This window comes from Dehalobacter sp. MCB1, from assembly GCF_003590275.1.
Lineage (GTDB): Bacteria > Bacillota > Desulfitobacteriia > Desulfitobacteriales > Syntrophobotulaceae > Dehalobacter.
Genome location: NZ_LXPC01000012.1, coordinates 414261 through 433028, shown reverse-complemented (window position 1 = coordinate 433028; position 18768 = coordinate 414261). Strand labels below are relative to the sequence as shown.

Sequence of the window (18768 nt, the reverse complement as noted above, 5' to 3'; positions counted from 1 at the left end):
TTGCTTCTGTGGACTTACGAAACAGGTGATACCGTTGAGCGCTATAAAGACAGTATCATTATTTTTTTCAAGGATGACCGCAAGGTTCTGAGTACCGCCCATTTGAACGGTGGCTACCGTGAAAACCTGAAATTTGTTTTTAACCACGATATTAATTCGGGAATGGGCTTGACGTGTGACATCACTCCAACCGTCTATGAGGAACATATGAAGCTGATTGCCACGGAATTGGGTCTTGATCCTGAAGCCTCCGCAGGTCTTCTGACAGCTGCTGCCATGAATAATGCGGCTATTCGGACAGCAAGCTACGAAGATCTGACCGTCACCGCAGTGGTAACCGGCGGCATCGAAATGAACGGCGGCCGGATCGGTGATCCAGCTTTCTTCCATGAACGGCAGGGGGAAACGGTAAACATTCCGGCTGGAACGATTAATATTCTGCTGTATATCAATGCCGATCTTCCGGAAGAGACCCTGACCCGAGCACTTGTGACTTGTACAGAAGCCAAAACGGCTGCCCTGCAGGAGCTTATGGCAGGCAGTTGCTATTCTAGGGGCATCGCCACAGGATCAGGCACAGACGGGACGGTCATCATCTGCAACAGCAACTCTGGCTCCAGGCTCTTCTATGCCGGCAAACACAGCAAATTGGGAGAACTGATTGGAATCACCGTCAAACAAGCTGTGAAGGAGGCTCTTTTCCTGCAGACCAGCCTATGTCCGGTCTGCCAGTTCAGCCTGCTGAACCGCTTAAAAAGATTCGGTATCAATGAAGAAACCCTCTGGCAAGAATACCAGAAGGGCATCGGTGTCCTGGAATGTCAGGGATCCACGTCTCGAACAGGAGTTCCGAATCAAGCGGAATCGAGAAAACCGGGATCGCTGGATAAGCAAAAGTTCCTGAACAGGTTAATAAAGATAGAACGCGAAGGGGAACTAGTGGTCCCGGCTACGCTCTATGTCCATCTGATGGATCAATTGGACTGGCAGTTATTATCGCCTGCCCAGGCCGCCTCCGAAGGGAAAATCATCATTGAACGTCTCAGGAGAAGCTATGATTTACCGGATGATTTTCTGAATGATTTCTTAATTTCCTACAGCTCCGTTGACGATGCCATAACGGCAATGTCCCATTGCTTTGCAGTGCTAACAGTAAGGATCATTGCTGCAGCGAAGTTCGACTAGAACAGTATCCTCAAATTGTTGTTTTTTCATTTTGTATATTACATTATCATTATGTGAGGGTAAGTCTGTGAGCCACAATACCGCTTTTCGGCTATTGCGCCATCCTTGGCGCAAAAAGCCGCGCTGCGCTATCCTGCTCCGCTCACAGCGGAACTGTGCCCCCCAGACTGATCTTAGGGTTAAGTAGGTTTGCATGCCAGAATACAACTCATTATTTGTGGTACTAGCCGTTCAAACTAAAAACAGCCGCTGGCGAAACTCATTCGTCGGCGGCTGTAAAATTTGCTTGGAAGCTTTATACGGAATTCCCCTCGATTCTGATCCCGCATTCTTTATATGATGGCTTAATAGACCCAAAATTTAACGTCATGTAGTCTATCCGCGGCCAAGCGGAGCACGATGCGGAGCGCGGCTTTTTGCGCCATGGATGGCGCAATAGCCGAAGAGCGGTTAGGGTACATGACGTAAACCCTAAGTTTACAAAAATACTGCCAATAGCATAAAACTATTAACAGTATCTCATAGGTTTAGATTTATTCTACTTAAGCTGATTCTTCCTTCTTGCTATCCGCTGTGATAAGCTCAGGTTCAATTCGCTGAAGGATCGTATCCTTGGTAACGACGCATTTGGTGACATCCGAACGGGTTGGAATATCATACATGACATTCAGCATGATTTCTTCCATAATCGCCCTAAGACCCCTCGCTCCCGTATTACGGCGAATCGCTTCTTCAGCAATGGCTTTAAGCGCATCTTCTTTAAACTCCAGCCCTACACCGTCCATTTCCAGCAGTTTTTCATACTGTTTGACCAAGGCGTTTTTGGGCTGGGTCAAAATGCTGACTAGCGCATCCTGATCTAGGGCATCCAAGGTGACAATAACAGGAAGTCTTCCGACAAACTCGGGAATTAACCCGTATTTTAAGAGGTCTACCGGCAGGATCTGCCTTAAGAATTCCCCGACGTTCTTTTCATTCTTCTTTTGAATTTCCGCCCCAAAACCCATCACTTTCTTGCCGATGCGGTTTTGAATCAGCTTGTCAATCCCATCAAAAGCCCCGCCGACAATGAACAGGATGTTCGTGGTATCGAGCTGGATGAATTCCTGGTGGGGATGCTTGCGTCCTCCCTGCGGAGGAACACTGGCTACTGTGCCTTCCAGGATTTTGAGCAGTGCCTGCTGAACACCTTCCCCTGATACATCCCTGGTAATGGATGGATTCTCAGATTTTCGGGCAATCTTATCAATCTCATCAATATAGATAATCCCTCGCTCTGCCCTCTCAATATCATAATCAGCAGCCTGAATCAGTTTGAGGAGAATATTCTCGACATCTTCTCCGACATAGCCGGCTTCCGTCAATGAGGTTGCATCCGCTATAGCAAATGGGACATTCAGAACTTTAGCCAGTGTAGAAGCAAGCAGCGTCTTACCGGAACCTGTTGGACCGAGCATAATAATATTGGATTTCTGAAGCTCGACATCATCGACCTTCATGCCAATGCTGATACGCTTGTAATGGTTATAAACTGCAACAGATAATGCTTTTTTTGCTTCGTCCTGACCGACAACGTATTGATCAAGAATACTTCTGATTTCTTTGGGTTTAGGAATCTCTCCAATTTCTGAGCCTACATCATCCTGGAGTTCCTCTTCAATGATTTCATTACAGAGCTCGATGCATTCATCACAAATGTATACCCCGGGACCTGCTACCAGTTTCTTGACCTGTTCCTGCGTTTTACCGCAAAAAGAACATTTCAGTTGATTCTTTTCATCGTTAAACTTTGCCATATGCTCACCCCTTTATTGAGAATTCCCTTATCATTATCGCAATAATTATCTTATTCATTTTCCTCCGCAACATTACTCTCCGAATCTGTGTTCTGTGCTGCGGCACTTTCCTGTTCAACACCATTGTTCTTGACCAGGAAATCAACGGTATGCTCTGATGTTAAACTCATTTTGAACATCTGCATCTCACCGCGAGCTTCAAAAGCTGACTTCAGTTCTTCAGCTGTCCTGCCATACTGCATAGCCATCCTATTAATCTCGGATTCAATTTCTTCATCAGTAACCGTAATTCCTTCTTTTTCCGCAATTGCTTCAAGGACAAGTTCAGTTTTTAGTCCATCAGCTGCCTGCTGACTGAAGGATTCACGAAGCGCTTCTATGCTAGTGTTGACATACTGACAATACTGCTCCATGGAAATCCCCTGATAGGCCATGTTCTGCTGCAGGTCTTCCATCAACGCATCAATGCGTTCCTGTTTCATTCCTTCAGGAATTTCACAGACTGCATTTTCAGCAACCTTCTTCATAACTTCGGTCTTATATTCATTGTCGCATCTGTTTTCTGCAGCCAAAATCATCTTTTCTCTAATATCCTGCTTCAATTCTTCTAACGTGTCAAATTCGCTGACGTCTTTGGCAAACTCGTCATCCAGAGCAGCCAGTTCTTTTCTCTTAATACCGTTGATCTTGACTTTAAACATGGCATCTTTTCCAGAGAGCTCTTCGCTGTGATAGCCTTCCGGGAACTTAACATTGATTTCGAGTTCCTGACCATTCTTAGAACCTTTTATTTGTTCCTCAAATCCTGGGATAAAAGTGCCGGAACCGATGGTTAACTCGTGATTCTCACCTTTTCCTCCTTCAAACGGCACATCACCCAGGAATCCTTCAAAGTCAATCGTGACAATATCCTGGTCAATGATTTCTCCGTCTTCAACCGGAATAAGTTTAGCATGTCTATTTTGACGGCGTTCCAATTCTTCGGCCACCTGCTCGTCTGTAACCTCAACAGCCTGTTTTTCAATGCCAAGACCCTTATATTCTCCCAGCTCTACATCAGGTTTTGTCTCTACCTTAACTTTATAAATGAAATCTTTATCTGCCTCAAATTGGACAACCTGTATAGCCGGTCTGGAAACAGGCGTAATGGAATGCTCTTTAAAGGCTTCAAATAAAGCCGGGTAAGAGACCTGCTCCATCACTTCATTTTTCACAGCGTCTTTATCAACATACCTTTCTATTATATGCTTGGGGGCTTTTCCTTTGCGAAAACCTGGTATGCTGAGTCCCTGGCCGGCTCTTTTCATTACCCGGTCAAAAGCTGCAGAAACCTCTTCAACCCCAACCGTAATTTCCATTTCGTAGGTGTTATTGTTCTTCTTTTCGATCTTGACAGACATGTCCGCTCCTCCTTGGAATTTAACCTTGCTTTTATTTTTTATATTTAAATAGTATCAACATTTCACACCAGGATATTCTGCCCTTTTTCAAATAAATGCAAACCTTGCTAAAGAGTAAATCCCTGGAAAAAAAGCAATAAGTTTAGAAAGAGGAAACATCCGTTTCCCCTTTCCAGTAAACCTGATATTGACCAGTTAATATTATCAGAAGTTTTCCAAAGAATCAAGGAAAACGCTTGATATTCTGTTTAAATCTAGTGCCTTGTTAATCCTTGTTTTGGAATATAATGACGGGCAGATTTTCTGCCGGGTACTACATCGCTTCTGTTTTGAACGGATTGGTTTTGGTGTTTTTCCTGAGTGTCAAAATATAGGCAGCTGCATTTTGTGAAGGATTGACCGGCAGTATCATCCGTGCCGCTAAACTCATTGTTTCCAGTCTGGCCGGATGCTTAAACAGTTCTACTGTGTAGCGGATCAGTTCATCCGGGGTACCGAAAGCCTTCCCCGCTCCCGCTTGTTCAACGAAATAAGCATTTCCTTTTTCATGCCCCGGGATTGGTCTGTACATCAGCAAGGGAAGTCCCATGGTCAGTGCTTCGGAAATTGTCAATGCTCCTCCTTTAGTGATCATAAGATCAGAAGCTGCCATCAATTCCTGAACATTGTCGACATGACCGTAGAGTCTGATGCAGAGATTCTTTTCCCGAATTTCACTGTTAAGCGCATGGTACAGCTCTTTATTGTAGCCGCAAACCACCAATAATTGTGCCGAAATATCCTGAGCCAGGTTCCGGACAATCTCCTTCAGTTCTGCGACATTGCTCACGGGTTTACCGTTAAGACCCATGATGAGTACTGTCTTCCGGTTCAGGTCAAGCTTCAGTTTTTGTTTAGCGGCGCATTGTTGGATGGCTTCTTCAAATCTTAACCGGAGAGGGATCCCGGACTGAATCACGTTCTGGGGTGCTATTCCTGCCTCCGCGAGCCTGGTACATGCATCCTTGCAACCTACAATATACTTATCCGTTCCGGAGTGGATCCATACACCGTGAACAAGGTAGTCCGTCACCACCGTAACCAGCGGAACAGAAAGGAGCCCTTTGAGTTTCAGTTCACCCAGTATGGCAGCCGGTATAAAATGGGTACTTACAATCACATCAGGATTGAACTTCCAGATACAATCTAACAGCTTCTTCGTTTCCAATCCCCGCACAAACTTCCGGCAGTCTTCGGCAGTCAGTCCTGCCGTCTTTTCAAAGAGTATTCTCCAGAGTTTCGGCGTCTTCTTGATCATTGTTGCGTAGGCTTTCCTCATAAAATAATCCGTGTTAAAGTAAAAAAAAGAACCAAAATCTAAGTGCTTTACCTGTATTGGAGAAGGCTGATGGCCAAAAGCTTCGGCAAGTGCTTCACCCGCCTGGAAATGTCCTTCACCATAGTTTGATGAAAAAATCAAAATTCCCGACACTTCTTTTTCCCCCTCCAAGACTCTTTTCATCTGGTGTTATTACTATTCATATTATAAACCGGATCAGATAATTATATATGAAAAGATATTCTGGTCCAAGAATCTGGGATTATTCCTGTTACATCCATATTATAATAATTGCCGGTTGACATTTAAATACTTTTTCTCGATTTTTTACATTTGGTGTTATCTCTTCTGTGACTTCTTTGTTACGGCACCTCCATTTTGGCGATTTGTGATCGTAATGTGTAGAAAAAAGACAGTCAACCATTTATAGGTCAACTGCCTGAAGTCCTTAATTTTGGTGCGGGAGACAGGACTTGAACCTGCACGGAGTTACCCGCTGGAACCTAAATCCAGTGCGTCTGCCAGTTCCGCCACTCCCGCATATAAAAGTTGGCTGGGGTAGATGGATTTGAACCACCGGTGTCGGAGTCAGAGTCCATATTTTATTACACATTCCCCAAAAGCCGCATGTACCAAGCGTTTGACGTGTTTTAGATTATTCAAAACCTCTTTAAGATATTCGTATTATATTTATTATACTGTCGGATTAACAATAACACAAGTAAAAAAAAACTCTTGACTTTCCTGTTGATGTGATGTAAATTGTGGAAGTAACTTAAAACAACAACACAAACAACTTAACACATCAACCGAAACCAAACCAAAATAACGCATTCTATGTCTATCTTTAGACGTAGGGAACGTTATTTTTTTTGTACCCATTTTTAAATAAGGAGTAGGTTGATGAATAAACGTATCATAACATTTATGGTTTGTTTAACGTTACTTCTCATCATAGTTGATAGTCTCCTCATTCACAATCTAAAAAAAGAATACAAAGAAATATGTGAAGGGAACGTTTCTTATTCTGAAGTTTATACTTATCAACAAAAACAAGAACAGCCTGATTACATAACCGTAAGGGCAAAAGTAACTGCATATGCACCATTCGATAACAAATCAGGTATATGTAATGACGGTACAGCAAGTACAACGGCAACCGGCACCACACCAAGAATTGGTGTTGCAGCAGTTGACCCATCTAAAATTCCATATGGCACACAACTTTATATCCCAGGCTACGGTAACGCAGTTGCGGAAGATACCGGTGGAGCAATGCGATCTTATGATGGTATCCAAATTGATGTGGTAATGAATTCTTATGATGAAGCAATTAAGTGGGGTGTGCGTTATCTTGAAATGAAAATGGAGGTATAAATATGGTTAAATATTGTGTTTCTCGTCCAATCAATGGGATTTCACTTAATGGTAATGAATATTTGCTCGACTCAAAACTAATGATTAGAACTTTTGATACCATTGATGAATTAAGAGATTATTTATCTCTTTTCAACATGTCATATGAAGAAATGATGGACTCTTTCATTATTGAAGAAATCGAGGTGTAAATTATTTCAATACAAATAAATGTTTTTATATTGATAGTAGACAGTATTTAAAACATGGTTCTTTAATACGATGTGAAGTACTAATACTCAACTTCAAAGGTTGGAATTATCTCGGTGATTAACATGTAGGGTACTTTTCTTTCTTCGTTATTATCTGTTTTTAATAACAGATACATATAAAACAAATTAAAAAGGAGGAGAACAAATGAAAATCGGTGACAAAGTGTACAGTCAAGAATTAGGTGAGGACGTAATCGTTGTTGATATCGACAATTATGACGATATTGTACAAGTTTACTCTGATGTAAATGGATACATCGAAGTTGAACTTGACGATCTTCTTGAGTACACAAAAAAGCCAAAGTCGGTTAAATCAACACCGGCAAAACAACCGGCATATTCGCCAGTTGCAAAAACTATCATTACACCAAATCAAGGAGGAACAGAAAAAATGAATATCAAAAAACTTATGGGTGAATTCGGTATAATCACAAATGGCGAAGTCGCCATCACGTTTGACGGCAAGGTTGTAATCCGCCGTAACGCAGATGAATTTGTCCGTTATGATGCGGAAAAAGATGTGATTGAAAATCACATGTCTCTCGTATTTGCTGAAGCAAGCAAATTCATGTTTATCCTGCCTGTTGCAGATGTTGCCGAAGGTGACGTAATCAAAGTTAAAGGTGATTATTTCCAAATACTGACCGTCAAAGACAACGGCAGCCTATCCGCTGTAAACATCAATAAAGGAACCAAATCCACGATCTGCAAAGAAACCAATGCTTTCGGTTTCAACTTCTACTACAAAGTCACTTCCCTGTTCAACAACGCTGCAACTGATGGAGCATTCAATCCAATGATGCTCATGGCGATGGACGGAAACAAGGATGATTTACTCCCATTGATGTTAATGTCTGGTGCTGGTGGAAAAGATTTTGCATCCAATCCCTTGCTTATGATGAGCATCCTCGGCGATGGACTTGGTGGCAAATCAGACATTAAAGATTTACTGATGCTTCAAGCATTCAGCGGCGGCGCATCCAATGCAGCCATCAATCCCTTAATGTTACTTGCGTTAAAGTAATCAACCCACAAATATAAAGATAACAAAAATCAGAGGGTTAGATAATATTTCAAGGAGGGTTTTTAACCATGGAAAAAACAATCAGAGTAGGTATCATGCCAGGAAGAATTACAGAATACGCGGTAACGACAGGGACTCCCGTTAGCGAAGTTCTCGCAATGGCAGACCTCAACCCATCTGGCTATGATGTGAAAGTTGATGGTGAAAAGATAACTAATATCGATTCAACCGTCGTCGATGATGGTACTAGTCTTATTCTTCTTGTTAAACAGATTAAAGGCAACAAATAAGAAGGAAACCATATTATACAGTCTCCCTTCTATGAAATACAATTAATTTATATTGAATCAAATAGGAGGGAAACTGTATGACTTATCATCGAAAAGTCAGAAAAAATACAATCAAATATATTGAATTAAAAGATCACTATGAAGGTATTATGCCAGATGGACAAATATTTCTTTTTGATAAAGAAGATTTAGATTTTGTTTCTAATAATTATTGGCACTACCTTAATAAAAAAGATTGGTATTTACGATCAACAAAGTTTGGACTAATGCACAGAGCATTACTTGGAGCAAATTCAAATGAGTTTGTTGACCACATCAATAGAAATAGATTAGATAATAGAAAATCTAATCTTCGTATTGTCACATTTCAAGAAAATATGAACAATAAGTCTTTATATAAGACTAATTCTAGTGGTCACAAAGGAGTTAAGTGGAATGCAAGACTCGACAAATGGCAATCACAAATAACACATAATAAAATACGTGTTCATTTGGGAGTTTATGATGAACTCCAAGATGCCATTGCTGCAAGACGTACAGCTGAAGTTGAATGTAAATAACATATAAGTGAAGCACTAATTGTGCTTTACTTGATAGACATAACGTAAATTGACACGTAAAACAGGCATACCTCCTTGAACGTGCACTTGTGTCTATCAAGTAGAACATAATAACTCTATTTTATGTTCTATCATCTTTTGTCTTCCTTTTTTTATATGGTGAAGCACATATCGCCCGATGTGCTTTACTTGAAGGATTTTACATTATTAACGGGTAGCGTCCGTTGTGATGAGTAACGCTGAAATCATCACATCCTTCAAGTAGAGTACAACTACATATATTTAAGGAGGTATATCAATGAATATCACAGTAGATGTTTCCACTTATCGTGCCAAACTTGGCAAAAATGATTCAGATTTTAATTTTCTACACACCATCATTCCAACTATCATCAATAATGAATTGATTGATTTCTTTGGGCAAAAAGTTGAAATGTACAATCTTTGCCACGATAAATTCACAATCGACTCACTTGATGAACAAAAACTATTAATTTATATCAACACAGCTGCAAAATGTGCTGGTAATGATGTTAAGTTTGACACGCCGATTCACATCAATGGAAAAGAATATCCGTTTACTAATTTCATGTCACAATCATTTACTGAAGGTAAAATTGCCATCATGTCAGATGAAGGCATTATTATTGCTGAATTCGTGCCAGCATACAATGAATTGTATGTTTTGTTTGACCCATTTGCGAATGATGCTCAAGAAGGCATTGCAATCTTCACGTACATAATGCGTGAATTTCAAGTAAAAGTATTAAAACCGAAAACATTTGAAAATTCTTGGCTGCATACTAAAAATAAATCTACTTTAACATCACGTTTTTCTGATGTGATTAAGAAAAAGAAAGAAGAAAACATGCGGCAAGACTTGAGATATATTGAAAAATATGAAAATGACATTGTAACTTATAAACAGTCTTTAAAAACCACAATTGATTCTCTCAATCAAACACGCCGCCGTGTTGCTGCTGAAAAAAGCAATACAGATGATTTACTTTCTGGTGTAATAAAAGATTTAGACCTAATTGTTGCACACAAAAAAGTTGACGATCTTCAAGTCAAGAATAATGAAATTACAATCTTCACAAAACCATTATACATTTATGCTGATAACGGCAAACGTTATTACGGCGGTAAATACCGCATCGTGTTGAAACCTGAAGAAGCAGATATACGTTTCTTCGGTGATAATCCACGTCATAGTTACTGGACAGATCGTGACCCACACCCGCATGTAAATGGCGATAATGGTAGAGCATGTCTTGGTAACACCGAAAGTACTATTGCCGAACTGTCTGCACAAATGCAAATCTACGCATTGGCACTCATTGGCATCGACTTTCTTGAAGCTGCAAATACAAAAGACTCTGCCGGGGCAAATGTTTGTAATTGGGATGAAGTCGATGCAGAAGGAAACATCATCAAATATGGTGATGAAGATGATGAACTCTCTGAGCATTGTGATGCATGCGATGAATATTTCCGTGAAGGTGAAACATATCACGTTTACGACAGAGTCGTAACTGAAACCGACGAAGATGGTAATGAAAGTTATTATGCAGATGATGAATATTGGGTTTGTGAAAATTGCCGAGCCGAATACTATCATTTTGATGAACGTGTCGAAGAATACGTACACAATTAAGGAGGATTAATATAATGACAACATTCAAAATTCCAACAACAAAACCAACACTAAGTATCCTATCGGTATGTGCTCCTGAAGTGTACATTTCCTCAGAAGCACTTACCAAAATGCAACTTCTAGTAGACAAATGTGGTGAAGAAGTTGGTTGGCTAGGTACAGCAACCAAACACGATACAAAGAATGTTTATTACATCCATGATGTGTATGTCTTTGACCAAGATGTACATTCTACGACAACAGAAATCACACCAGAAGGTCTTGCTGAATTCGGCGAAAATTTACTCATGCAACCAAACGGCATGGACATTTGGAATAATCTCAAAGTATGGGGGCACAGCCACGTTAATATGGCAACTTCCCCATCAGGTCAAGATAATTCACAAATGGAATTCTTCAGCAAATCAGGCCATGATTGGTTTATTCGCATCATTGCCAATAAGAATGGTAGCCTTCGTGTCGATCTGTATGATTTCAATGTTGGTGTGATTTACAATGAATTACAGTGGGAAGATGTTATTTCTCCTGAAGAAATGGAATTACACAGACAGATTGCCATCATTAACAAACAAATTGAAGAATTGAACAAAGTAAAACTTTCGCAATTTGATGAATTTATCACATCAGAAATAAAAGATAAAGTGCATAAAAAAACATATACCCAAAATACAATTGGCTTTCCATCTTATCAAGGAAATGCTTATAAAAATCTCTATGACGATGATTATGATTGTCATACCGGAAAAGTCTGGTTCAATGGAAGATGGGTTGAACTAGAAACAGTGAATAATGAACCATCAAATGAAAAAAAAAAACAAACAGCAACGACAAAGTAAGCGAGACAAACAAAAATCAAGATGGTTCTGATGATGATTGGGATGATATCTATGATAAAGATATGTTATTGGAAATAGCCGATGCAAGTGATTATATTGAAATACGTGAAATACTTGAAACCTATGGTTATTCTGAAATATCATATTATGATATGATCGATATCAAATCAATCGCTGATGATTTTTATTGGAAACATATTAATGAACAAATCATGAAAGAGAGGGATTGGTAATGCATAACCTTGATATACGTAGACATATGGAATTATTCGACCCTTATTATTTTGAACATCCTGTCACGATCATCGGTGCTGGTGCAACTGGCTCATGGCTTGCCTTGGCACTTGCAAAACTCGGCATCGAGGACATTACTGTGTATGACTTTGATGTGGTTGAGGAACATAACATTCCAAATCAAGCATATGACTTATATGGTCATAGTGAAGATGGTTGTTTAACAAAGGATAACGGAGATGTTGGAGGTTTTAAAGTAAATCAACTTCGTATTTTAATTGAAAAAGCAACCGGTACAACAATTAAAGTCAAAAACGAAACCTTCACCGACCAACGCATCACCGGCATCGTATTCCTAATGGTGGATTCAATGGCAGCACGTAAACAGATTTGGGAAGATGCTATTAAACTCAAAACCCAAATTGCTTTACTTGTTGAACCACGCATGGGATTAGATATGGCACGTATTTACAATGTTGAACCGACAAATCTTGACCACATCAAGAAGTATGAAAACACATTCTACACTGATGAAGAAGCGGAAGTTTCCGCTTGTGGTGCATCTATGACAGTTATCACAACTGCCATGAGTGTTGCTGCCTATTGTGCAAGACAACTCATCAACTTCCAAAATAAGATTGATTTGGATAATGAAATCTTAATTGATTTCAAATATAACAATCTTATTACTGAAAGGTGGGATTGATGTGTTTGCTATAGGAAATATCGTCAAATTCAAAAATAACATTGTTGAACATGATGAATATTATGATGAACACAAAAGTCTAAATGGTGAAGTTTTGGAAACAAGTGAAGGTTGGGTATGTGTTAAATGGCAAAACGGTCAAATCAATTCATATAAGAATGAATGGCTTGAATTTACTCATCAAAATGAATCTACACCTGAAACAACAATATATACTTTTAGAAAAGGTGATCGGGTTTACATCGATCTGAATCACTCAGATTATGGTGAATTTTACGATCAACATGGAGGTGATATTGGAACAATAGATGATGATGATGTTTATCCAGACCAAGAATGGGTTTCAATTCAATGGGATAATGGTCATGAAAATAGATATCATCAAAAAGCATTGCTTTTGGCAAATAACACGCCACAACCAACACCAATTCCAAATCCATCACCTATTACTGATTTGCCAATACTTGTTGGTCAACGTGTAGCAATTAATCCATCATATGAATATTATCAGGATTATAAATTTGTTATTGGTTATGTAATTTTTTTTGAATACTCATCAAATTATCACAAATGGAGATCACATAAACAAAATCTATTGCAAAGAATATGTCAAGTTCTTGTTGATGAATCAATTCGCAGCAAACATCATTATTATGATAAATTCTTATATTTTTCTCTTAAAAATTTGCTGCTAATTGATGAACCAGCAATAGATGTTACTCAGTATGATTTATCAGATGGTTCAACATTTTACATCACTAAAGATGATAATTATTCATTAGAAAGAATGAATAAGAACATCATTCAAAATCACCGATATGTTAAAAATGTAAAAATATATGATGAGAATTGGCGACAAAGTATTATTGAACAAATCACATCAAATTATTAATCGACCATTTAAAGATTCGACAAAATTCACCTTGTTCTATTTTAAGTAAGGGTATATAATCGAACATATGTTCGTACTAAAAGGGAAATTTTATGAAACTCATGTTGCGTAAAAATAAACTCATATTACAAATCGAAAATAAAGAAGGTGAAATTTTAGAAGAAATATTAAGACGTAAATTTGTTGACGAAAACAAATCGATGCACCAAATAGCAAATGAACTTAATGTCACCTATCTCACAGTTTTCAGATGGCTAAAAAAAGCTGGCGTTTATTCCAGAATGCTGAAGCTATAAGGATAATGTTTTATTAAACAATATTCTTTTATGATAATAGCTTAATTCATATGAGAGGAGGTGGTTACATGACATTTACCGATCAGATTGAATCTTTAAAGACACGTAAAGATGAATTATCAAATCAGATTTCATCTTTATATGTTGAAACAACAAGGCTAAATAAAGAGTTAGCCATAGTCAACAAAGGTATTTCCTCATTGGAAAAACTCGAAGGACAATTAAATGAACAACCTGTTATTTCTAACTAATGAATTGATGAATCCTGAGTTGCAACGTAGCATGCATTTACCACTAAACTTTGTACAATTTGGCATCGCATCAGGTAAAATGTATAAACACTACCGCAATCAGAGCACATTCATTATTTCAGAAGCCTTCAATAAGCGATGGGGAAATTCAGTTGTGTATGGTGGTCTATTCCATTGTTCAGATTTTGAATTTTATTCCCGCATTCTTGATGCTTATCATGTTTGTTCAATGTCAACATTGTACAAAAATCATCATCAAGATATTCATCATCGTGTTAAACAACAAATTATCCCAATCTATTTTAATACCCTCGATGAACTTGCAAGGCTTAAATACCGAGAAGGTGAACCAATCGATGCACAGGTTTATGTGGGTAATGCGAACCATCCAAAAATAACTCAGCGTATTCACAATTTGGCATCGGCCCGTCTTTATGATGGAATCGATGTTTTTAATTTCAAGAAGCTATTTTGGGAGGTATTTGATGAGCGATAAACAGAATGACATGTATGTAAAAGGCTATATCGACGGATTTGAAGAATGCTACAAATCACTGTCAAGAGTTATCACCAATGCAATCATAACAATGCAGTATAAAAATCCTGCTGATGTTGTTTCTAAAATAAACAATGTCATTGCTGCAATGTATGAACAAAACACAAAATTAGACGACATGATTTGTGAATATCAAAATCAACACGATGAAATTGATTACGCTGATTTACATCATGTCGTTAAGAATGGTCGCATTTTGACACTCATCATAAATAATAAATAGGAGGGATTATTTTGTCAGGTTGGGATTTTAACACTAGTGGTTCATCCACATCAACAAAGGCAGAATTCACTAAGTTTCCACAAGGAGTAACCAACATTCGCATCGTCGATTCAGAACCATTCATTCGTTGGACACATTGGATGCCACAACACAAACGTTCCATCAATTGTCCGGGTAAAGGTTGCCCTATCTGTGAAATCAGAAAGCAACAAAAAGCAAATCAAGAACCATACACGCAAAACATGGCAAGACGAATTGCAATCAACGTGCTTAATCGTGAAACAGGTAAAGTTGAAATTATGGAACAGGGTGTTGGATTTTTTGAAGACATTCGTGATTTGATGGATGACCTATCTGATGATGGCAAAACGTTAATTGATTGTGATATCAAAGTGAAACGCCGTGGAACAGGTAAAGATGATACTTCATATCGTCTTGACCTTGGCAGCGACACACCATTAACTGATGTGGAAAAGAAACTCATTGAAGAAGGTAGAGTTAACCTTAATGACTTCTTTAAACCACACACCAATGAACAAATCATGCGGATACTCAATGGTGAAGAATGGAATGAAGTCATGAAATCAAATCAAGAAGAAAAGGATAATGACGAAGAAGTAGTTATCCAATAGTGGAGGTTGCTATGGGAGTAATTGAAAGAAAAGTGCTCGGAGCATTACTCATTCTTTCAGATGAAAACAAAAATGTCGAAGCAACCAAAACCAAAATAGCCGACACAATGGGTTACAAAGAGCCAGGTGGTGCAATCAGTTTTGCACTACAAATTCTCGAAAGAGATAATTGGCTTGTTAAAACCGGAATCAGGTCATATAAACTACTTGTATGACAGCAGTAAAAGCAGATGGAACAGCAGCAAAAGATATTGCAAGTTATTTTATTGATTTGACAACTGATGGACGTGTTACGTCTAAAGTTTGGTCAAGAACAATCACCAATGCCAAATATCTATTAAGTTGTGGTTATACAAAGGATGAAATAATCAATGTTATTGATTATCTTCTTAATATAAAACATGTAAACATGTTTTCACTTGGATATCTCAACTCTTGCATTGGCAATGCCTTAAAAGAAATCAAACGGTTAGAGGACAAGGAAAAAACAGAACAAGTAAAAAAAGAACTCACATCATCTAACGTACTGCATCAAATCGAGGTGACAGATGATAATGAGTCAAAGGAAAGAAATCGAGAAAAGTTGTCAAGACTTGGTGTTCAACCCCGGTTCGGAGAGGAACTTACTTTCGATCTGTTTGAAGGACAGTGATAAAATCATCGATGTGGAGTCGTCAGAGGTTTTTGCAGAACACTTTGGCGTACCTGGACACAAGTTCATTTTCATGGCAATGATGTACTTGTATTCCAAAAAGATTAAACCAACACCGATGGCAATCATAGAAGTCCTTTCAAATGACAAAGCCAAGAAATCTGTTGATGAGTTAGGTGGTTTAGAGTATTTGACAATCCTTGAAGAATCAAATATTCCAAATGACAACCTAACGATCTTTATCGAAAAGATTAAACAAAGCTACACTCGAAGAATGTTATTAAACATTTCTGATGAGGTAAAAAACTTTGTACTTTCTGATAAAGCAGAAATCTTGAATCCGACCGAATTAATTTCGTTCGCCGAAAAACAACTAACCGATCTCTCAGTAAATTCTACCACATCCGATGAAGTTTACAAGATGGGTACAAATACTCAAGAAATACTTGATGAACGTGGTAGTAAACCGGCTCAAGTTCCAGGCCTTGAAGTAGGTTGGACACAATTTGACCGTTATACAAATGGTGCACAAGCTGGCGACTTAATCATTGTATGTGCTCCATCAAAAACAGGCAAATCAGTCACACTTACCAATTGGGCAACAAAATTATCCATTAAAGACCAAATACCAATCTTGTATATTGATTCGGAAATGAATGAACGTGAACAGGAAGATAGGATATTGTCCAATTTAACTGGCATCCCGTTTGATGAGATTGTTTCTGGAATGTATGTACTTGATACCGTAAATGGTTCATCAACTGATAAAGTATCTCGCTTGAAACGTGCTCGTGAAGAATTGCAACTTGGTTATTACTATCACATCTACATGCCGCAATTTACAATCGAAAAAGTTACAGCAATCACGCGTAAATTCTGTATGCAGTATGGTATTAAGGCGTTATTTATGGACTACATCAAAATACCGTCCAACCAAGCTGATTTCAAATCAGTACAAGAATATCAAGCACTCGGTTTTTTCACATCAGGTCTAAAAGACATTGCTGGTTTATTAAAAATTCCAGTATTCACAGCATGTCAAGCAAATCGTAACGATCTGGACACAGACAGTCCAGATGCAAGTAATATTGGAGGTTCTTATCGCATTCTGCAATTGGCAACAAAATTGATGTTCCTGATGAACAAGAGTGATGAAAAGATTGCTAAAGAAGGTATACAAGCTGGTAATCAACAACTCTTTATCAAATATCAACGTAATGCTGCTTCAGATTGTCCTCCAATTTCACTAATGTTTAATAGGCCAATATTGAGGCAAAGCGAGGCGTAACCAATGGATGCTGTAACTCTCATCAATGCAAAATTGGATGTTATGAAGCTATTAAGGTACTACAACTTTGACCACATCAAAGAAGATGGGCAATTCATACGTTCAAGTTGCAGAATTCATAGAGGGAATAACCCTACAGCATTTGTTATTAACCAAGAAACAGGACTTTGGTTCTGTCATACAAATTGTGGCGGCGGTGATATTTACACACTAGTTCAAAAGATGGAGAATATTGATTTTTTCTCCGCAGTTAGATGGCTTTCATCATTCTATGATGTGGATATCACTAATGCTGCCATAATTGATAGAAAAGAAAATTACCTTAAAGACATTAAGAAGTTCATCCAAATCGTAAAAAGGAAGAAAGTTACTACTTTCTCTGAATTTACGATTTGTGAAGAAATACGTGAAGTGATGAAGTTTCGTCAGTTTGAAAAACAAACCATCGACCATTTCAGATTGAGTTATGTCGATTGTGTGTCCTTAACCAAAAAAACTGGCGAAATATACGTTCTGAATCATCGCCTTATCTTCCCTATTATCTTTAATGGAATTCAAATAGGCATATCATTCAGACGTGTTAAATCAACTGATGTACCAAAATGGTCACATCAACCAGCACACTTAGAAATGGGCAACGTGTTATACAATTACGATGATGCATCATCGTCTTCAGAAATCATTGTTTGCGAAGGTATTACCGATGTGTGGGCGTTTTATGAAATCGGCTTATCAGCTGTAGCCACATTTGGCACTCACATCACAAACACACAATACAAACTTCTGATGAAAACTGGTGCAGACATTGTACTGGCTTATGATGGCGACCAAGCCGGACGTGTCGTTACAGAAAAGGCTATTAAACAATTCAAAAATAAAGCAAACCTTTCTGTCATTACTTTTGATGAGGGTACTGACCCCGAATCAATAGAAAGAAAGGAATTGTTGCTTAAATATGAAAACCGAAAAAAGATTTGGTGAATTATTGATTGAAAAAGAAAACGCTTTGCTTGTTAGTAAAGGAAATCAATATTCATCTGATGTGCAAAATAATCGTTGGCAGAATTTCTATGAAGTTGCAGCTTTTGAAGGTCGTACTCCAGAGGAAGTTGCCCTAACTTACCTGTTAAAACACATCCAAAGTATCAATGTCGCTATTCGTAAAGGTGAATTTGATTGGAATTGGGTTAATAGTAAAGGTGAAGAAGGCTTAATGCAACGATTCGCAGACGCACGTAATTACTTGTGGTTGCTCGGCAACATGATTGACGATCACGTTAATTACGAAAAACAAATCAAACCAGGTGGAATAATTTACGTACCAAAATAAATTGTAATTAAAGG

The 18768-nt window shown here is 38.4% G+C and carries 24 protein-coding genes and 2 tRNA genes; 21 read left to right on the top strand and 5 right to left on the bottom strand.

The window, feature by feature from the left end:
* On the top strand, positions 1-1185 hold the full coding sequence (locus A7K50_RS09890; RefSeq protein WP_119775927.1) for an adenosylcobinamide amidohydrolase: 1185 nt from the start codon (positions 1-3) through the stop codon (positions 1183-1185).
* A 542-nt stretch (positions 1186-1727) separates the two neighbouring features.
* Here the strand turns inward: A7K50_RS09890 and clpX are convergent.
* From clpX to A7K50_RS14065, 5 genes are all read right to left on the bottom strand, one after another.
* Positions 1728-2981: an ATP-dependent Clp protease ATP-binding subunit ClpX gene (gene clpX / locus A7K50_RS09885; protein WP_119775926.1), complete on the bottom strand. Its 1254-nt coding sequence runs from the start codon at positions 2979-2981 to the stop codon at positions 1728-1730.
* 50 nt (positions 2982-3031) lie between these two features.
* Positions 3032-4381, bottom strand: a complete 1350-nt coding sequence (tig, locus tag A7K50_RS09880) for a trigger factor (protein WP_119775924.1) — start codon at positions 4379-4381, stop codon at positions 3032-3034.
* Between the two features lie 313 nt (positions 4382-4694).
* The gene (locus A7K50_RS09875) at positions 4695-5852 is read right to left on the bottom strand and encodes a glycosyltransferase (RefSeq protein ID WP_243103708.1); all 1158 of its coding nucleotides are present in this window, start codon (positions 5850-5852) and stop codon (positions 4695-4697) included.
* 302 nt (positions 5853-6154) lie between these two features.
* A tRNA-Leu gene (locus tag A7K50_RS09870) sits at positions 6155-6239 on the bottom strand.
* Between the two features lie 10 nt (positions 6240-6249).
* Positions 6250-6318 (bottom strand) — tRNA-Leu (locus A7K50_RS14065).
* A gap of 284 nt (positions 6319-6602) precedes the next feature.
* On the opposite strand from A7K50_RS14065, the gene A7K50_RS09865 reads away from it, so the two are divergent.
* The 20 genes from A7K50_RS09865 to A7K50_RS09780 all read left to right on the top strand — a co-directional run bounded on the left by A7K50_RS09865 (position 6603) and on the right by A7K50_RS09780 (position 18754).
* Positions 6603-7076, top strand: a complete 474-nt coding sequence (locus A7K50_RS09865) for a 3D domain-containing protein (protein WP_119775920.1) — start codon at positions 6603-6605, stop codon at positions 7074-7076.
* Between the two features lie 2 nt (positions 7077-7078).
* Positions 7079-7267, top strand: coding sequence for a hypothetical protein (locus A7K50_RS09860; RefSeq protein ID WP_119775919.1), 189 nt, complete (start codon positions 7079-7081; stop codon positions 7265-7267).
* A 205-nt stretch (positions 7268-7472) separates the two neighbouring features.
* Positions 7473-8351: a hypothetical protein gene (locus tag A7K50_RS09855; RefSeq protein WP_020491412.1), complete on the top strand. Its 879-nt coding sequence runs from the start codon at positions 7473-7475 to the stop codon at positions 8349-8351.
* Positions 8352-8419: 68 nt separating this feature from the next.
* The gene (locus A7K50_RS09850) at positions 8420-8641 is read left to right on the top strand and encodes a hypothetical protein (RefSeq protein WP_119775917.1); all 222 of its coding nucleotides are present in this window, start codon (positions 8420-8422) and stop codon (positions 8639-8641) included.
* A gap of 77 nt (positions 8642-8718) precedes the next feature.
* Positions 8719-9201, top strand: coding sequence for an HNH endonuclease (locus A7K50_RS09845; protein ID WP_119775916.1), 483 nt, complete (start codon positions 8719-8721; stop codon positions 9199-9201).
* Between the two features lie 298 nt (positions 9202-9499).
* Positions 9500-10858 carry a hypothetical protein gene (locus A7K50_RS09840; protein WP_119775914.1) on the top strand — a complete coding sequence of 453 codons (1359 nt, stop codon included), beginning with the start codon at positions 9500-9502 and terminating at the stop codon, positions 10856-10858.
* 14 nt (positions 10859-10872) lie between these two features.
* Positions 10873-11694 (top strand): hypothetical protein, encoded by an 822-nt coding sequence (locus tag A7K50_RS09835; RefSeq protein WP_119775912.1) that lies wholly within the window; start codon positions 10873-10875, stop codon positions 11692-11694.
* A 68-nt stretch (positions 11695-11762) separates the two neighbouring features.
* Positions 11763-11927 (top strand): hypothetical protein, encoded by a 165-nt coding sequence (locus A7K50_RS14060; RefSeq protein WP_158582051.1) that lies wholly within the window; start codon positions 11763-11765, stop codon positions 11925-11927.
* Complete coding sequence (locus A7K50_RS09830; RefSeq protein ID WP_119775910.1) at positions 11927-12634, top strand: ThiF family adenylyltransferase; 708 nt, start codon at positions 11927-11929, stop codon at positions 12632-12634. The genes A7K50_RS14060 and A7K50_RS09830 overlap by 1 nt, the downstream gene beginning before the upstream one ends.
* Positions 12591-13526: a hypothetical protein gene (locus tag A7K50_RS09825; RefSeq protein ID WP_158582050.1), complete on the top strand. Its 936-nt coding sequence runs from the start codon at positions 12591-12593 to the stop codon at positions 13524-13526. The genes A7K50_RS09830 and A7K50_RS09825 overlap by 44 nt, the downstream gene beginning before the upstream one ends.
* Before the next feature lie 92 nt (positions 13527-13618).
* On the top strand, positions 13619-13822 hold the full coding sequence (locus A7K50_RS09820) for a hypothetical protein (RefSeq protein ID WP_119775907.1): 204 nt from the start codon (positions 13619-13621) through the stop codon (positions 13820-13822).
* Positions 13823-13890: 68 nt separating this feature from the next.
* Positions 13891-14073, top strand: a complete 183-nt coding sequence (locus A7K50_RS09815; protein WP_119775905.1) for a hypothetical protein — start codon at positions 13891-13893, stop codon at positions 14071-14073.
* Positions 14048-14569, top strand: a complete 522-nt coding sequence (locus A7K50_RS09810) for a hypothetical protein (RefSeq protein ID WP_119775903.1) — start codon at positions 14048-14050, stop codon at positions 14567-14569. The genes A7K50_RS09815 and A7K50_RS09810 overlap by 26 nt, the downstream gene beginning before the upstream one ends.
* Complete coding sequence (locus tag A7K50_RS09805; RefSeq protein WP_119775901.1) at positions 14559-14852, top strand: hypothetical protein; 294 nt, start codon at positions 14559-14561, stop codon at positions 14850-14852. The genes A7K50_RS09810 and A7K50_RS09805 overlap by 11 nt, the downstream gene beginning before the upstream one ends.
* 11 nt (positions 14853-14863) lie before the next feature.
* A complete protein-coding gene (locus tag A7K50_RS09800) occupies positions 14864-15484 on the top strand; it encodes a hypothetical protein (protein ID WP_119775900.1) in 621 nt (206 codons plus the stop codon).
* A gap of 11 nt (positions 15485-15495) precedes the next feature.
* A complete protein-coding gene (locus tag A7K50_RS09795) occupies positions 15496-15699 on the top strand; it encodes a hypothetical protein (protein ID WP_119775898.1) in 204 nt (67 codons plus the stop codon).
* Positions 15696-16136: a hypothetical protein gene (locus A7K50_RS13975; RefSeq protein ID WP_147363122.1), complete on the top strand. Its 441-nt coding sequence runs from the start codon at positions 15696-15698 to the stop codon at positions 16134-16136. Before A7K50_RS09795 ends, A7K50_RS13975 begins: the two co-directional genes overlap by 4 nt.
* Positions 16123-17424 carry a DnaB-like helicase C-terminal domain-containing protein gene (locus tag A7K50_RS09790; protein WP_158582049.1) on the top strand — a complete coding sequence of 434 codons (1302 nt, stop codon included), beginning with the start codon at positions 16123-16125 and terminating at the stop codon, positions 17422-17424. Before A7K50_RS13975 ends, A7K50_RS09790 begins: the two co-directional genes overlap by 14 nt.
* A 3-nt stretch (positions 17425-17427) precedes the next feature.
* Positions 17428-18405: a toprim domain-containing protein gene (locus tag A7K50_RS09785; protein ID WP_119775894.1), complete on the top strand. Its 978-nt coding sequence runs from the start codon at positions 17428-17430 to the stop codon at positions 18403-18405.
* Positions 18380-18754 (top strand): hypothetical protein, encoded by a 375-nt coding sequence (locus A7K50_RS09780; protein WP_119775892.1) that lies wholly within the window; start codon positions 18380-18382, stop codon positions 18752-18754. The genes A7K50_RS09785 and A7K50_RS09780 overlap by 26 nt, the downstream gene beginning before the upstream one ends.
* The last annotated feature ends 14 nt before the right edge of the window (positions 18755-18768 follow it).

What these genes read in the sequence shown, in the direction of transcription:
- clpX (WP_119775926.1), bottom strand. Translation starts at nt 2,981, where the DNA reads ATGGCAAAGTTTAACGATGAAAAGAATCAACTGAAATGTTCTTTTTGC.
- tig (WP_119775924.1), bottom strand. Translation starts at nt 4,381, where the DNA reads ATGTCTGTCAAGATCGAAAAGAAGAACAATAACACCTACGAAATGGAA.
- A7K50_RS09865 (WP_119775920.1), top strand. Translation starts at nt 6,603, where the DNA reads ATGAATAAACGTATCATAACATTTATGGTTTGTTTAACGTTACTTCTC.
- A7K50_RS09860 (WP_119775919.1), top strand. Translation starts at nt 7,079, where the DNA reads ATGGTTAAATATTGTGTTTCTCGTCCAATCAATGGGATTTCACTTAAT.
- A7K50_RS09855 (WP_020491412.1), top strand. Translation starts at nt 7,473, where the DNA reads ATGAAAATCGGTGACAAAGTGTACAGTCAAGAATTAGGTGAGGACGTA.
- A7K50_RS09850 (WP_119775917.1), top strand. Translation starts at nt 8,420, where the DNA reads ATGGAAAAAACAATCAGAGTAGGTATCATGCCAGGAAGAATTACAGAA.
- A7K50_RS09845 (WP_119775916.1), top strand. Translation starts at nt 8,719, where the DNA reads ATGACTTATCATCGAAAAGTCAGAAAAAATACAATCAAATATATTGAA.
- A7K50_RS09840 (WP_119775914.1), top strand. Translation starts at nt 9,500, where the DNA reads ATGAATATCACAGTAGATGTTTCCACTTATCGTGCCAAACTTGGCAAA.
- A7K50_RS09835 (WP_119775912.1), top strand. Translation starts at nt 10,873, where the DNA reads ATGACAACATTCAAAATTCCAACAACAAAACCAACACTAAGTATCCTA.
- A7K50_RS09830 (WP_119775910.1), top strand. Translation starts at nt 11,927, where the DNA reads ATGCATAACCTTGATATACGTAGACATATGGAATTATTCGACCCTTAT.
- A7K50_RS09820 (WP_119775907.1), top strand. Translation starts at nt 13,619, where the DNA reads ATGAAACTCATGTTGCGTAAAAATAAACTCATATTACAAATCGAAAAT.
- A7K50_RS09815 (WP_119775905.1), top strand. Translation starts at nt 13,891, where the DNA reads ATGACATTTACCGATCAGATTGAATCTTTAAAGACACGTAAAGATGAA.
- A7K50_RS09810 (WP_119775903.1), top strand. Translation starts at nt 14,048, where the DNA reads ATGAACAACCTGTTATTTCTAACTAATGAATTGATGAATCCTGAGTTG.
- A7K50_RS09805 (WP_119775901.1), top strand. Translation starts at nt 14,559, where the DNA reads ATGAGCGATAAACAGAATGACATGTATGTAAAAGGCTATATCGACGGA.
- A7K50_RS09795 (WP_119775898.1), top strand. Translation starts at nt 15,496, where the DNA reads ATGGGAGTAATTGAAAGAAAAGTGCTCGGAGCATTACTCATTCTTTCA.
- A7K50_RS13975 (WP_147363122.1), top strand. Translation starts at nt 15,696, where the DNA reads ATGACAGCAGTAAAAGCAGATGGAACAGCAGCAAAAGATATTGCAAGT.
- A7K50_RS09785 (WP_119775894.1), top strand. Translation starts at nt 17,428, where the DNA reads ATGGATGCTGTAACTCTCATCAATGCAAAATTGGATGTTATGAAGCTA.
- A7K50_RS09780 (WP_119775892.1), top strand. Translation starts at nt 18,380, where the DNA reads ATGAAAACCGAAAAAAGATTTGGTGAATTATTGATTGAAAAAGAAAAC.